The sequence below is a fragment of the Ochrobactrum sp. BTU1 genome (genome assembly GCA_018798825.1).
Classification (GTDB): domain Bacteria; phylum Pseudomonadota; class Alphaproteobacteria; order Rhizobiales; family Rhizobiaceae; genus Brucella.
The window spans coordinates 1,041,366-1,054,279 of sequence record CP076354.1 but is presented as its reverse complement, the minus strand read 5'-3'; the positions used below and the strand labels follow the sequence as shown (position 1 = coordinate 1,054,279).

Sequence of the window (12,914 nt, the reverse complement as noted above, 5' to 3'; positions counted from 1 at the left end):
TCATCAGGTCGGGATGTTGATACCTGAGCCTGTTGACTGAAGGAGCGGGATCGTCAGGGACGCACGGCCCCGGCGCTTGAGAGCTGCGCTATTGCCGTTGGAATCGGCAGAGCTAGAGCTTTCATTAAGCACCGGAGCCACGGGTGCCGAAGCGACTGGAGGAGGTGCCTGAACAGGGTCCGCCTTCTCAATCTTCGGCGTCTTTGGTTTACACAAGGACGGTCTCTTCCTGCTCTTGGAGGCGGCACAGCAAATGGACAATTACGTCCTGTTGGCCGAACAGCTCTCCCAGTTTGCGTTCGTTAATGGTGCGATCTGTGGGCAGTCGGTCGGGGAATACCTTTCGTAGATATTCCACCAACGCTTTTGAGACAGCGGGACATTCGAGGTCGTGCTGTTCAAAACTGCTACTGTGCAACCTATTCATTTGAGACCGAAGAGAAACGTATCGATGCCCTTCCGTAGAGCGCCGATGCCTTCATTATTATCCAGCGAGTGATCGACCAGAGCGGGTGCAAGTCCCTTCTCGGCCTTGTGTTTGGAGACCTTACGACGACCTCGGGCTGACTTAACCTGCACCACAGAGCCACCCAAGCGTCGAACCACATGGGCTTCGTTTGGAAACCTGCAATCATCCACAACGATCAAATCTGCCCGTGAGCCTTTGATCTTTGCTTCGGCTGCATTCGTCCAGAACTCAGGAGCCATCTGATCCCTGCCCCATTCTGTTCCTAAGGTCTCCATAGCGTGGCGCGGGGTTCGGCCCGAAAGATGAGGATCAGGGGTTTCCTTGAGGTCGCCCTCCAGTCGCCTGTCGATTTCCTCTTCGGTCAGCCCAAGCTCACGATAGTAACCTCTAAGCATCGCCTTAAGTGGCCCTGCGAATTTCACGAGCTGGAACCCGTGGCCGTCTACGAGGTAGGAAGCCACTTCCGACTTCCCACTCCCTGCCTTGCCTGTGAGGGCGATCAGCTTGGACGCCAGAGCTTAACCTCCTTCTTCTTGTAATCGTAATCTGTCCAGCGAAGGATACGAGCCATTCGAGCTTGAGTGAGCGCATATTCCTCATCGAAACCATTATCGACAAAGAGCTGGACAATATGCGGCCAAGGGTCTTCACCCTCAGGGATACCGTCTAGGAACTTCTCAGCTTTCTTTGCGCCGTATCCTTTGAGGCCCGGATAGTTGTCCGTCACGTCGCCCGTAAGTGTCTGAGTGAGCCAGTTCCGGTCAGCCTCTTCTTCGGTCACAGTGATGATTTCACCGTCACGATAAAGTAGTCCAGGTATTGTCATCATGTCTTTGTCAGCAGACACAATCACCTTCTCACCTTTGATCAGCCTAGGGTGGGTCGAAAGGATGCCCATGGTGTCGTCAGCTTCGATCCCCGGCTTCAGCTTTGCGCCCTGCTCTTCGATGAGCCAGCGTTTCACCTCGCCAGTACCGACAGGCTTTCGCCCTCGGCCTTTCTTATAAGGTTCGAAGATTTCGTGACGGAAGGTCAAACCCATAGAAAGCGTAATGATCGCCTCTTGGGCCTCAAGGTCCTTCTTAATGTTCTCGATTGCGTCGAGTATTGTGGCCTTAACCGACTTGATGTCTGACGTCACGGTCCACTGGTCGTCGCCCCAGTCTACTTCCTTTTCAGCTGCGGCACATGTGCTGACAACGAGGATATCGCCGTCAATGAGGAGGGTTCTCAATCCTCGTCCTCGTCCTCGTCCTCATCTTCTTCATCTTCGAAGTAGCCGCCTTGCTTGAGACTTTCGTAATACCATTCCCAGTTATCGACACCGCCATTCTCAAGGCAGTTCAGCTTATTGCTGCTATCTAAGAGGCTATCGTATTCCTTCTTGGAGATTGTCACTGTCTCCTTGTCACCGTTCATGCCTTTACCTTTCGTAGAAACTTGACTGCATCGTCGGGATGTAAATCGAACCATTCGGTGCCGGGGATGCGAAACCCAGCCACCAGCCCGTGAACGCGCTTCTCAGCCAGAGAGCGGTCATCAAACCTCCGAGTGTCGTGATATTGGTATGACCTAAATGGGTCGTTGGTGTTCATCTGTCTGATCCTGTTGGTCAGACTTTTGGCGAACCCGATCTTGCACTTTCCCGGCCACGCTTGGTTTGTCACAACGTAAACGTAGCCGGGACCGTGAGGGTCAGCCTTAGTGTGTTTCCGCCCAGTTGCTGCCGATGTCGTAGTTGCCAGCAAGTTTGCAACGGAAGCTGTAATATTCCCCGGCCTTGGCGATAGCTGCTGCTGCCGTTTTGCCGACGAACTCTGCTTTGTCTTCATCTACCTCGATCTGCCATTCGTCATGAACATTCGCGACGAACTCATATTGGACACCGGGAACCAGCCCCGCTGCCTGTAGGTCGTTGTCTAGGATGACCAAAGCTCTCTTCATCTGGATTGCACCTGCCGACTGAAGCAAGGTGTTCAACGCCGCGTGACCTGAGCGAACTTTTAGGATACGCCCATCGAGACCCTTGAGTGTCCCTGTGGCGGCAGCTTTCGTCTTCACCCGTTCGGTCAACTTCTTCAAAGCTGGAAGGCTGTTGAGGAACTTGGCACGGCTTTCCGCACCTGCCCGTTTAATTGCCGCAGCTGAACCTTTCGCCGCAAGGATCATACCGAGCTTGAAGTCACCAGCACCGTAAATGAAGGCATAGAACCAAGTCTTTGCGTCATCACGTGAACAGCCCAAAGCCGCAGCATTGAGCGTGTGCATGTCGGTGCCGTCTTCTTTCTTCCCTTCAAGAACCGTCTTGATGTATGCGCCGCCATCATAAGCAGCCATATATCCAGCGAGGTCTCGAAGTTCCAAAGCATCGGCATCGCAGCCGACCAGCTTCTTGCCCGGACCAGCAACAAACAGTTCACGGCATTCGTGACCATAAGGTGCTCGTCCTGAGGGAGCCTGAGCAATGTTCGGAGTGCTGTGGGTCATTCGACCTGTGACAGCGCCTGCCGTGTTTACCCTGCCGTGGATGCGACCATTCTTGCAGTGCTTAAGCCAGCTTTCCTTCCCCTCGGCCACCTGTCCGATCCGCTTCTGGATCATGAGGTATTCGAGAAGCTGAGGGATCACCGGATATTTCAGCTTAGAGAGCACCTCTTCATCGATCTTTGGATGACCGTCTTTGGTGAACTCCTTAGGCTTCCATCCGTAGATGACCTTAAGCCGATCTGCGATGTCGAAACGACTGGTCGCATTGAAAGGTTGAAGAGTTACTTTGGTATAGGGGCTGTCCTTGATGTACTGGTCGAAGATCGGACCGATGTACGGCTTGACTTCCCTTCCCGTCACCTTGGAGTATTTCTTAACGACAACCTCAATGCCGAGGTCAGGACGCTTGATCTGCCGGTCCGTTGTTGGACACATGCGATCACCCTTGCGGTACCAAGGCTTGAATGCCTTCTGAAGGTCCCGCTCAAGTTCAGCCTTACGTTGGCTTAAGGTGCCGTAGAGTTCAGCAGCTTTGCGCTCGTTAAAGCCGAAGCCGTAGTTCTCCTGACGGGTGACGATCCTGCGAACGTCATGTTCAAGGTTGATGCTCTCTTCGGAGTTGCCCTTGCCTTCAAGCTTGTCGAGTATCTTTTCAGTTACCTCAACGTCCTGAACGCAATAGTCCTGCATCTCCTGAGACCATGTTCCCCAGACGTATGCAGTAAGCTGCGGCCCCTTAAGGCCGAGCGCCTTTCCTTCTTCTTCCCGCTTCTGGCCGTAGTCGCCTTTCCAGACACCGAGACGTTGGCCCCAAGCCTCAAGGCTGTGGCGTCCCCACATGCGCTTCTCGATCCACTTCTTGCCTTTCTTGGTTCGGCTTTCGTGGAACTCGATGTCGCTGCGGAGCATCTCGGCGTAGATGAACCGAGACATGATCAAGGTGTCGCGAACGATGCCCTTAGGTTTGAACCAAGGGTAAAGCTTCTGGATTACAGGGATGTCGAAGGATTGGATGTTGTGGCCGACTATGAAATCAGCGTCTTCTAGCAGCCTCAGGCCGTCTGCAACGTTCGGGCCTGCGCCAGTATCGTGTTGATTATGAAGAGACCAGATTTCTCCAGTCTCTCTTTCCTTGATAACCAAGGAGTGGATCGTGGTCGTTTCCTCAAGAAGCCCATTGCTCTCAAGGTCGAATATTAATGTTCGGCTCAATTCACCTCTTAGAAGTCCTCTGGCTCAGTCTCCCGTGTTTCGTCTCGGAAGCCGTGAGAGGCGCTGTCCTGTTTCTTGAAAGGATCATCTTCGCGTTCGTACAAACGTCCTGTTTGTTGGTCGAAACCAAGCAAGAACGTCTGGCCCGTACCTCTGCCTGTGTAGCGGTCCTTCAGAATACGGAAGATGGTGGTGGTTTTGATTTCAGGATCGTCAGACTGTTGATCGCGCTCTAGGCCAAACATGAAGTAAGACCAGAAGCCGATTGCACGGGAACCCTTGAAATGCCGGATCATGACACGGCCACCTTCTTCATGAGGCTTTCCATCGGGTGTCGATAGGTGCGATACGAAGGTGATCATGATGTCCAGCTCTTGGGCGATCCCAGCCATCTCTTTCATGATCTGCTCAATGGAACCCTTCTCGTCGCTCGTGTCGGCCATAGCCGTAAGGTGATCGAGGTAGAACACGCGGACACCAAGGCTCACAGCCATGTACCGAATGTGTCCCTTCACAACGTCCCAGTCGGTTTGACCGAAGTTGTCGTAGAAGAAGACCTTTCCTTGCAGCTCAGAAGCAGCCCTTCGGAGTTCCTCAGCATTCCAGTCTCCGTTCGGGATATGGAACATTTTGCCAGCCAGTTTACCTGCGACACGCTGAGCAGTTTCCCGAGGACGTTGCTCTAGAAAGATTGCTCCAACCGTTAACCCTAAGTCGTTGACATCAAACGCTATCTGCTGCATGAGGAAGTCTGTCTTCCCTGCCCCGGTCCCTGCCCCCACCCCATAGACTTCCGTATATCGTCTACCGTAGGTTGCGGCTGTGAGACCCGGAAGCCACCATGGGATACCCATCTCGGTAGGAGTGAGAATGTCATCCATGATGTCATCGACGCTTAGGATGCCGTCAGGTCGGTAAACCTTGGCGTCCCAAAGGCAATCGAGTGTTTCCTTGATACGTCCCGCTACGAGTGCCTCATTGGCATCCTTGAGGTCCTCAGGAAGTCGGGCAATGCGGAGCTTTCCGGGCGTGAAGGCTACCTTCTTGCAGTCGTCTAGTGCGACTTGACCTGCCTCATCGTTGTCGAAGAGCAGGACAACTTCATCAAACTGTTCAAGCCAGTCGATGTTCTTTGAGAGCGCCTTAGCTGCACCTTGCGCCCCATTCGGGATAGACACGACAGGCCACTTATGGCCCTGCATCTGTGATAGGGAAATTGCATCCATCTCGCCTTCAACGATGACGACACGCTTTCCTCGGTCACGCCAGAGGTGCATCCCGAACAGGCCAGCTTCCTTCGTCTCTCCAAGGAAACGGAAGTCTTTGCCCTTAAAGCGTACCTTCTGGGCGACGACCTGATTGCTCGTATTTCTGTAGTTGAAAAGTCGGACGGGTTCGCCCTTATACGTAGACTTGGTGAAGCCCCATTTCTGAGCGCTATCTTCTGAAATGCCTCGACTAGGCCAGCCTGAAGGTTCCCCAAGGTCGAGCAAATCCGCCCGAGCGGGGCGTACCCCTGTCGGCTCATTCTCCATATTGTGGTGATCCTTGTCCCCCGGCTCGTAATGTCCGCAGCCAAAGCAATAGCCGTGGCCATCTGAATACCGGGCTAGGTTGTCTCTGGAGCCACACGCTGGGCATGGCTCCTTCTGGAGGAGAAAGCTCTCCTCGTGTTCGTCTCTCATAAATGAGACGCTGTGATCATCTTTCTGAATGCCACCCGCAACTGCGGGATCAGATCAGCCTCAAGCTGCCGCTGGAACTGCTTCTCGATCATCTCAAGTATGACGGGATTTTTGTCCTCTTGGAGCAGATGGCTCATCATGTGGTTCATCGAGTATGAACCCGGGTCCCAGCGAACGTGATAATTTTTAGCGCTGTAGTTGATGTTGAGGCTTGTTTCAGCCGAAAGGAAACCTGAGCTAACCTTGGGGGCTAACGTCTGGAAGTATTCCTTCTCGGCTTGCTGCATTCTTTCGGTGAGAAGCACATTCCGATCGTGGAAGTCACGAAGCATAAACAGCAGCTTTGCTACCACTGCCTCGTCACGAATAAACATGCGATGAACTTCTTCGCGAAGATCACTTCCGATGAACTTGTCGATGAGGGCTAGAGCCTCGTCTTTGTCTAAGTAAGATCGATGTTTTTGTTTATCCAATTACAGCCCAAATGCCTGTTTGACTTTCATGCTCATAAGGAACGCTCGATTCACGATCAGGTCTAACGATGCGATAAGACCTTCCGCATCTTCCTTAACCCACCCTCCTTCGTTACCCAGTTGCTGCCTGACTTCTTCCAAGCTCAAGGGGTTCAGGTCATCGAACGCAACGAAGAGTGTTTCGGCGAGGTATCGGGCAGCTTTCTCAATTCCTTCAGGGTCCATCAAAGGTAACCTGCGATTGCCCCGATGATCGGGATCACAATACCAATTACACGGACGACCAGCTCACCCGTAAGGTCAACTCCTTGTGTAACAAGCAGGCCGAAGACCTTGAAAAGATTAGCGATCCAGCCGCCGAGAGCTGCCAGAATTGCAACGAGAAGGAGCAGATAAATAGTTACACCTAGGGTTCTCATTAATCTCTCTCCTTATGCCAACAGGTCTGCGAAACGTTCAGCTACCTTCGACGCACGATCACGGCGCTTGAAGGCATCAAGGCGGTCACTGGCCGCAGTCTCGATAACGTCATCCAGACGATCAATTTCAGTGTTCTCATGGGTGACGACTTCCTGAAGCTGGTCGAGAGCCTTGGACATCCCACGAAGGGCGTTCTCTGTGGTCGGCTTGCGGCGAATGCTGCCGCTGACAAATGCGATGATCTTCTTGATCATTTCGAAGCTTTCTTGGTTGCTGGTATGAGATTGAGCATCGCTTCCATACGCTTTGCGTTAGGCGCTTCATCGAGCCAGTCCTGAGGGATGCTCTTGTCTGCGTATAGGAAGCCGTGGGTTTCACACCACTTTGCGTAAGTGGTTTGCGAAGCCTTGGAGATGCGGGTTTTGGAATTGGAGAACACGAACCGTATGTCTAAGTCCGGGTGCTGTTCCTTGATCAGAAGGTGTTTCTGACGGTCCTCGGTGAGGAAGCGCCCCTTGGTTTCGACAATGATGCCGTTATGAAGGAGCGGGAAGTCCGGCGTGTATTTCGACTTTCGAGCAGGCCAGACGTATTCAACGCGGTAGCCTTCGTAGGCGTAGGTGTATCCGGCATTATCGAGCGCTACGGATACCTTGCCCTCCAGCCCAGAGCGGAAGCCATTGGCATAACCGATCTGAGCAGAGGCTTTCACTTTACGTGGCAAGCTTAGAAGTCTTCGTCGCCGTCCGCTGGGCCGTTGTCGTCGTTGCCTTCAGAACCACCTTCGGAGGAGCTATTGTCCTCTTCACGGTAATCCTCAGGATCATACTCGTAACCTTCTTCAGCTTCGAAGCCGTAGCCCGAAGCGTCACGCTGGCCGTTAGACACAAGATCAATGACCTGAGCAGCGTTGAGGAATAGCGTGAGGCCGACCAGCCAAGAGCCGTTCACTAGGAAGTTCGACGCTTCGAAATTAACCTTGAGCGTAGAACCACCCCAGATACTGACACCTTTGCCCAGCTTGTTGCCTTTAGCGTCGAAGAGGTCAGGCTTAGCGGTCCACTTCTTGTTGTCCTTCTTTCGGACACCTGAAGCCTTCTTCTTGAACTTGAACTCGACATCGCCGGTTTCCTCGCCGGTTTCCTTATCGAGCACTTCAGAATAAATTGGGTGAGCCTTAGGACCCTTAATGTCCTGCTTCTCCAGCTTCTTCTTCTTCGCCATGTCCAGCTTATCGAACTCGACCTGAGCTGCCTCAACGGCTTCCTCATGGACCTGACGCAAAGTGCGACCATCGCTGCCCTTAGTATCAAGGAATGCCTCAGCTTCGTCTTTCGACATGCGAAGCTTGACCGAGTATTCGCCGTCTGGCTTAGGGTATTCAGCGGTGCCGTAGTCAGGTTCGGTCAGCTTAGGGTAAACAGCTGTACCCTTTGGTGACATAAACTTCGGGTTCTTCTTGTATGTTTCATTTGCCATGTGTTCGGGTATTCCTTTTGATTAGATTGCGTACTTGGCTTCGAGACGTGGCATGTCGTAGCCACGAGCGGAGAGCTTCATCCAGACATCAGCCGGGATTGGATTGCCCATCTTGAGGGTGAGGATTGCTTTGCGGAGGAGGCTCATGCGGGAATGACCTCGGCTGTGACGGTCACCACTTCAGCACTCGTGAGGCTTCCTGTGGTATGCCTGAGACGGAGCCCAAGCTTCTTGCTCACGTAGTCCCGCATCGCTTCTTCAATCTCGACACGAGAGAACTCGAAGGTCGCCTTAATGGGAGACTGGGGCGTCTTGGCAGGGACGACCAGCTCGATGTCTTTGACGGGAACATTGACATCGAAGGTTACGCCCGGACGATGGTAAGTGATTTGATCGCCGTATCGAGATGGGGAATGACTTACCCCCTTCACTTCGAAATTTTCACCTATCGTACCGAACCGAGCGCCACCATTGGAGTTGTCGCGGATGAAACGGAAGCGGTCACCAACATTAAAAACAGTGCTCATCGTGCAGCCACCTCCGCATGAAGTGGAACCAGTGCCGTACCGTAAGGAAGCTTGGCTGATGCAAGCGTGACGCCGTAGACTTCCTTGACGTAAGCTTCGGCAGCTTGTGTGAGGATGTCCCGAGGGATGCTGAAGTTGGCCTTGAGGTTCGGCTGAGGCTTCTTGGCGGGGACGACTAGCTCGAAATATTTTGGATCGCAGCCATAGGGGAAACTTCCTTCAACAAGGAAATATCCATCAGGTCGGAAATCGGAGATGGTCCATTCACTACCTACGGGCATTTGGTGTGTGTTATTGCAGCGGAGGCGTCGAACGCGGTCACCGGCTTTAAAAATGGTCTTGGTCAATTCAATTCTCCTTCGAGATAAGCTTGGACGGCGCGGAACTCGACACGCTTTCCGTCCTGATCGTTGATGAGGTTCTTGGTTGCGGTGAACACGTCCTGTGCGGGGACCTTCAGGTGTTCAGACAACGCTAGGAAGACAGCAGCAGCGCCCATAATCTGGACCTCAGGTCGGCTGTCTTGGAGCACGTTAAGGATTGTAAGGGAGGCATCGGATACAGCCTTAGGCTGCGCCATATGCATCACGTCACGGTTGAACCTAGGCATGGAGAGTTGGCCCTCCATCGCTCATGGCGAGGTAGATCATGGCTGCTGCCAGAACCAATCCTGTGAAGATAATGCCCAAGTCAGCCATGACGGACGAGGGTCCCGTGGCCCTTCTTGCCCTTGAAGCGGGTGACCTTGCGGCGCTTACCCTGCTCCCCGAAATAGCCCAGCTCACGGAGACCTTCGATAACGGTCTTACGTGTCTGGTAACGAACGTCACGATGCGCTTTGCAGAAGTCGATTGTCACATCCCCGACAGAAACCGAGTGGTGAGCTGCGCCGTAACGAATGGTGATCTTATTGTTCATGTAAGGTGAACCTCATGTGTTGTTTGAGGGAGACAGAAACCTGAAAGGCTACTGTGCAACCTATTACCGTAACACTTACGCTAGCGTAACGATTATGCGAAAAAAAAGGCAGACTTAAGCACCTCTTCTATTTGAAGAGTGCCTGAGGCTGGGAGGTCTTTAAGTTTGTCTGGGTCTTCTAAAGTCACCGCTATTCTATGTTTGAAAGCGACAAGAGGGTTCACTCGATACATCCTCACGAACTCCTGTCGAAGAACGTCTGAAAGCATTTGAGTGTCACACGCATGTACTGCGTAGCTGTCGTGGATCATTGCGAAAGAACGGAAACCCGCTTTCCACATGTGAGCGACAGTGAGCATCATCGCTGATGCATCCATTGAGTGGACGTAGTTTGGACTAAGGCTTGTCGCCTGTTTGTTCGGGTTGATCTTGGAGGTCTCTTGAAGATCGCCAAAGTAAAGCAAATCTCCTGCAACCTTCGTTTTGACCCTATGGAGGCGAGTGTTGAAGATAGCCTGATAAACAATGAAGCCGCTCGGTGTCACCCAAGACAGCGGTTTGTTCTCCTTAGCAGCCACCCTCGCCGCCCCTTGGAGCCAGTCCATGGCTTCCCTAGCGGCAACCACAACGTCACCGATGCTGGACCAGACGAGACTTGAAAGCCAAGCAACCGCTTGCCCAAGCTCCTCCCCTAGGTTGTGTTCTTTACCTCCTGCAATCTTTTCGCGAACGGCTTCATCCACATACTTCAAGCAGGACCGAGCGGTTCCGCCGTAAGGTAGGACCATAACAGGACGCTTGGTAACCTTCCTGTCGATCCCGAAGTGTCGCCATGCGTAGGCCCATCTGGACTTCTGCGCGGCTTCCTCGCTGTCTTCGTCTTCCCCGTTAGCGAAGACCTTGAGCTTGCCCAGCACCACGTCAGCGACCTGCTTGTAAATGTCCTGAGGTCGATCTGAAGGTATCAGATTGACTGCGGCACCTCCGACAGGATCACGAAGCATGGCGCTGAAATGCTGAAGACCGTTACACGAACCGTCCAGAGCAACAGGCAGATGAGAGACAAAGGCTTCTCCTGCGTGATGCACCCCGGCCCACTCGAAACAGAACGCTAGGAAACACCAAGGGCTGTCAGCTTCGGTCCACCAAAGGCTGTCCAGCGGCTCCATTGCGCATTTCCAGATTTCGTATGAGTTCTCGTGTACCCACGCAACTCGGTCCTCAAAAGGAACCTTATCCACACCGAAGCAGTTTGCCCCGTGAATTGCTAGCCAGCGCTTGCCGTGTTCGCCCAAAGGTTTCCCTTCAGTGAACCTGAGCAGAGCTTTGACTGGATCGCTGCCCTGCGGATTGAGCGCCTGAGGAACTGGATACGCCCTGCCCCTGAAGTCCAGGGTGTGAGGGAAATACACAGCGTTCTCATTGCGGAACCGCTCAGCGAGGTCGAGGAGCTGTTCCTGTTTCAGGCGATCATTGCGAAGCCGGATGTTCGCGACATGTACGTCACGAGCTGCCCACTTCCATGTCCGCAGGGCTTCTTCATTGGTTTCGATATCGTGAGGCTTATCGGGAAGCTTCAGGTCATCCTCGGGAACCATTCCGGCAATGCTTGAGTTCGTCTTGGCAAGCTGTTGCATAACGTCGAGGACGCTTGTGTTGATCTGCCAAGGCGTCTCTTGGATTGCATTGACACCCGCAAAGACCGTGCTCAGGTCCGCCTCTTCGAGAAGCTTTCGGTGAGCCTTACGCATCCCTCTGACGAGCCTAAGGGGCTTCACAGCGTTGCTGTAGTAACCGCCACCTTCCAACGAGGTCCAAGGTTTGGGCCGGATAATCGTCGGCAAGTAGAGCGGATGGAAGTCTGCACCTTTGACGAGCGATTGCTTTACCCACTCGTCCACCTTGGGTGTGAAGTTCACGAGGTACTGAGATTTGTACGCTCCGCTGAATGTCACTTGCTGCTCAGCGAACTCAATGATCCCTGAGTATTCCTGACACAACTCAATGAGCTTCATCCCAAGGTGGATGCAATCGGTCCTTGTCCAGCTGTCCCAAGGCAGATCGTTCTTGCCCATCGCGTATTTCAACACGAGCGCCTTATGGCTGGGTGTCGCGCCTGTCTTGGTAAGGTTCCGGTCAATGGTATTATAAAGAGCCGGTGCAGTGGCTTCGAAGGAGGCGAAACGAGCTTCTGCTTCGATGGAATTGCCGATCAACCGTGCAAGTCCAAGCATCGGCACGTTAGGTTTGAACAGAAGACGACTGATCAATGCCCTCACGGCAAGGTAAGCGACGACTTCAAAGTCCATATCCTTGATCAACTTGGCGGCAACCGCCCTTGGACCGGGGCGTCCTGAATAGGCATCGTCAACGAATAGCTTGATGCCTCCAGCGAGTGGGCCAATCACCTGCTGAACTAAGTAGCGTCCAGTCTGGGTGCCTGCGCCCCGGTCCTTCTCAATGTCTTTCTTGGTTCTGGCCCAGTAGCGGTCCTTGCCCAGCCCAACCATTTCAATCTCAAGGTCAATCTGACGGAGATAAGCGGGGTCAAGCTCAACCGCCCCTTGGATAGGCGTGAGTGCATTCATTGCTGATTTTCCGGTGTGGTTTAGAGGACGCTTAGCTCGTGGTCCGGGTAGAACTCCCCGGCGATTTCACGGATGACCTCTAGGTTGTCTTCACGAATGACGTGGCCTCGCGGGTCCTTGACTGTCGCCCACCACGTTTCGCTGAGCTGACGTTCAAGGAGATACTGCCCGTGTCTGTCGGTCACGATACGGACGCGCTTCATTTGCGCCTGCCTGTTTCGAAATAACGCTTCGCTGCCTCGTAATGCCGAGGGAACGCCCAATCTTCAGCCGTAAGGGCGCTCTCAAGCCAGAGAACTTCCTGCACCTCTGATGCGTCTTGGATTGAAAGTTGGAAAGCTTCCGGCGCATTTGCATAGGCAATGACCAGATTGTTCCCGTATTCATCGGTCACGAGGCTTTGCAGAGCTGCTGTCTGAGGATCGACACTGTAACCTGTCTCCTCTTTGACTTCCCTTGCGCCACCTTCCTGCCACGTCTCGTCACGCATATGGTAACCTCCGGGCAGACCAAGCAGTCCCCTTCCGGGCATATTGGCTCGACGTACAGCGAGAAGCTTTAGGTATCGTCGATCAGGCACCAACATGCAGACAACCGTAGGTGTGTTATCGAAGAGCGGACGCCCTTCCTTAGTGTAAGCGATTGGTTGATCCATT

Annotated in this window: 20 protein-coding genes; all 20 read right to left on the bottom strand. The window is 53.3% G+C overall.

The window, feature by feature from the left end; genetic code table 11:
- Positions 1-3: 3 nt before the first annotated feature.
- Complete coding sequence (locus KMS41_05065) at positions 4-216, bottom strand: hypothetical protein (protein ID QWK78605.1); 213 nt, start codon at positions 214-216, stop codon at positions 4-6.
- Between the two features lie 207 nt (positions 217-423).
- On the bottom strand, positions 424-930 hold the full coding sequence (locus KMS41_05060) for a hypothetical protein (protein ID QWK78604.1): 507 nt from the start codon (positions 928-930) through the stop codon (positions 424-426).
- A 38-nt stretch (positions 931-968) separates the two neighbouring features.
- Positions 969-1,703 carry a hypothetical protein gene (locus KMS41_05055; protein QWK78603.1) on the bottom strand — a complete coding sequence of 245 codons (735 nt, stop codon included), beginning with the start codon at positions 1,701-1,703 and terminating at the stop codon, positions 969-971.
- Complete coding sequence (locus tag KMS41_05050; protein QWK78602.1) at positions 1,700-1,888, bottom strand: hypothetical protein; 189 nt, start codon at positions 1,886-1,888, stop codon at positions 1,700-1,702. The genes KMS41_05055 and KMS41_05050 overlap by 4 nt, the downstream gene beginning before the upstream one ends.
- Complete coding sequence (locus KMS41_05045; protein ID QWK78601.1) at positions 1,885-2,136, bottom strand: GIY-YIG nuclease family protein; 252 nt, start codon at positions 2,134-2,136, stop codon at positions 1,885-1,887. The genes KMS41_05050 and KMS41_05045 overlap by 4 nt, the downstream gene beginning before the upstream one ends.
- A 34-nt stretch (positions 2,137-2,170) precedes the next feature.
- Complete coding sequence (locus KMS41_05040; GenBank protein QWK78600.1) at positions 2,171-4,168, bottom strand: hypothetical protein; 1,998 nt, start codon at positions 4,166-4,168, stop codon at positions 2,171-2,173.
- An 8-nt stretch (positions 4,169-4,176) separates the two neighbouring features.
- On the bottom strand, positions 4,177-5,703 hold the full coding sequence (locus KMS41_05035; protein QWK78599.1) for a toprim domain-containing protein: 1,527 nt from the start codon (positions 5,701-5,703) through the stop codon (positions 4,177-4,179).
- Between the two features lie 146 nt (positions 5,704-5,849).
- Entirely contained in the window at positions 5,850-6,326 is a 477-nt protein-coding gene (locus KMS41_05030) for a hypothetical protein (GenBank protein ID QWK78598.1), read from the bottom strand.
- Positions 6,327-6,551 carry a hypothetical protein gene (locus KMS41_05025; protein QWK78597.1) on the bottom strand — a complete coding sequence of 75 codons (225 nt, stop codon included), beginning with the start codon at positions 6,549-6,551 and terminating at the stop codon, positions 6,327-6,329.
- Positions 6,551-6,745 carry a hypothetical protein gene (locus KMS41_05020; protein QWK78596.1) on the bottom strand — a complete coding sequence of 65 codons (195 nt, stop codon included), beginning with the start codon at positions 6,743-6,745 and terminating at the stop codon, positions 6,551-6,553. Before KMS41_05020 ends, KMS41_05025 begins: the two co-directional genes overlap by 1 nt.
- A 12-nt stretch (positions 6,746-6,757) precedes the next feature.
- Entirely contained in the window at positions 6,758-7,000 is a 243-nt protein-coding gene (locus tag KMS41_05015; protein QWK78595.1) for a hypothetical protein, read from the bottom strand.
- The gene (locus KMS41_05010; GenBank protein ID QWK78594.1) at positions 6,997-7,470 is read right to left on the bottom strand and encodes a hypothetical protein; all 474 of its coding nucleotides are present in this window, start codon (positions 7,468-7,470) and stop codon (positions 6,997-6,999) included. Before KMS41_05010 ends, KMS41_05015 begins: the two co-directional genes overlap by 4 nt.
- Positions 7,471-7,472: 2 nt before the next feature.
- Positions 7,473-8,225: a hypothetical protein gene (locus KMS41_05005; protein ID QWK78593.1), complete on the bottom strand. Its 753-nt coding sequence runs from the start codon at positions 8,223-8,225 to the stop codon at positions 7,473-7,475.
- A 143-nt stretch (positions 8,226-8,368) separates the two neighbouring features.
- Positions 8,369-8,752 (bottom strand): hypothetical protein, encoded by a 384-nt coding sequence (locus KMS41_05000; protein ID QWK78592.1) that lies wholly within the window; start codon positions 8,750-8,752, stop codon positions 8,369-8,371.
- Positions 8,749-9,099 (bottom strand): hypothetical protein, encoded by a 351-nt coding sequence (locus KMS41_04995; GenBank protein ID QWK78591.1) that lies wholly within the window; start codon positions 9,097-9,099, stop codon positions 8,749-8,751. Before KMS41_04995 ends, KMS41_05000 begins: the two co-directional genes overlap by 4 nt.
- The gene (locus KMS41_04990) at positions 9,096-9,362 is read right to left on the bottom strand and encodes a hypothetical protein (GenBank protein QWK78590.1); all 267 of its coding nucleotides are present in this window, start codon (positions 9,360-9,362) and stop codon (positions 9,096-9,098) included. Before KMS41_04990 ends, KMS41_04995 begins: the two co-directional genes overlap by 4 nt.
- A gap of 80 nt (positions 9,363-9,442) precedes the next feature.
- On the bottom strand, positions 9,443-9,670 hold the full coding sequence (locus KMS41_04985; protein ID QWK78589.1) for a hypothetical protein: 228 nt from the start codon (positions 9,668-9,670) through the stop codon (positions 9,443-9,445).
- A 92-nt stretch (positions 9,671-9,762) separates the two neighbouring features.
- Positions 9,763-12,258, bottom strand: coding sequence for a hypothetical protein (locus tag KMS41_04980; protein ID QWK78588.1), 2,496 nt, complete (start codon positions 12,256-12,258; stop codon positions 9,763-9,765).
- Between the two features lie 20 nt (positions 12,259-12,278).
- Entirely contained in the window at positions 12,279-12,461 is a 183-nt protein-coding gene (locus KMS41_04975; GenBank protein ID QWK78587.1) for a hypothetical protein, read from the bottom strand.
- A complete protein-coding gene (locus tag KMS41_04970; protein QWK78586.1) occupies positions 12,458-12,913 on the bottom strand; it encodes an NUDIX hydrolase in 456 nt (151 codons plus the stop codon). Before KMS41_04970 ends, KMS41_04975 begins: the two co-directional genes overlap by 4 nt.
- Between the last annotated feature and the right edge of the window lies 1 nt (position 12,914).

Excerpts from the sequence above, each read along its gene's own strand:
- KMS41_05020 (QWK78596.1), bottom strand. The coding sequence starts at position 6,745 with ATGAGAACCCTAGGTGTAACTATTTATCTGCTCCTTCTCGTTGCAATT.
- KMS41_05015 (QWK78595.1), bottom strand. The coding sequence starts at position 7,000 with ATGATCAAGAAGATCATCGCATTTGTCAGCGGCAGCATTCGCCGCAAG.
- KMS41_04975 (QWK78587.1), bottom strand. The coding sequence starts at position 12,461 with ATGAAGCGCGTCCGTATCGTGACCGACAGACACGGGCAGTATCTCCTT.
- KMS41_05035 (QWK78599.1), bottom strand. The coding sequence starts at position 5,703 with ATGGAGAATGAGCCGACAGGGGTACGCCCCGCTCGGGCGGATTTGCTC.
- KMS41_05050 (QWK78602.1), bottom strand. The coding sequence starts at position 1,888 with ATGAACGGTGACAAGGAGACAGTGACAATCTCCAAGAAGGAATACGAT.
- KMS41_05000 (QWK78592.1), bottom strand. The coding sequence starts at position 8,752 with ATGAGCACTGTTTTTAATGTTGGTGACCGCTTCCGTTTCATCCGCGAC.
- KMS41_05025 (QWK78597.1), bottom strand. The coding sequence starts at position 6,551 with ATGGACCCTGAAGGAATTGAGAAAGCTGCCCGATACCTCGCCGAAACA.
- KMS41_04990 (QWK78590.1), bottom strand. The coding sequence starts at position 9,362 with ATGCCTAGGTTCAACCGTGACGTGATGCATATGGCGCAGCCTAAGGCT.
- KMS41_04980 (QWK78588.1), bottom strand. The coding sequence starts at position 12,258 with ATGAATGCACTCACGCCTATCCAAGGGGCGGTTGAGCTTGACCCCGCT.
- KMS41_05005 (QWK78593.1), bottom strand. The coding sequence starts at position 8,225 with ATGGCAAATGAAACATACAAGAAGAACCCGAAGTTTATGTCACCAAAG.
- KMS41_04985 (QWK78589.1), bottom strand. The coding sequence starts at position 9,670 with ATGAACAATAAGATCACCATTCGTTACGGCGCAGCTCACCACTCGGTT.
- KMS41_04970 (QWK78586.1), bottom strand. The coding sequence starts at position 12,913 with ATGGATCAACCAATCGCTTACACTAAGGAAGGGCGTCCGCTCTTCGAT.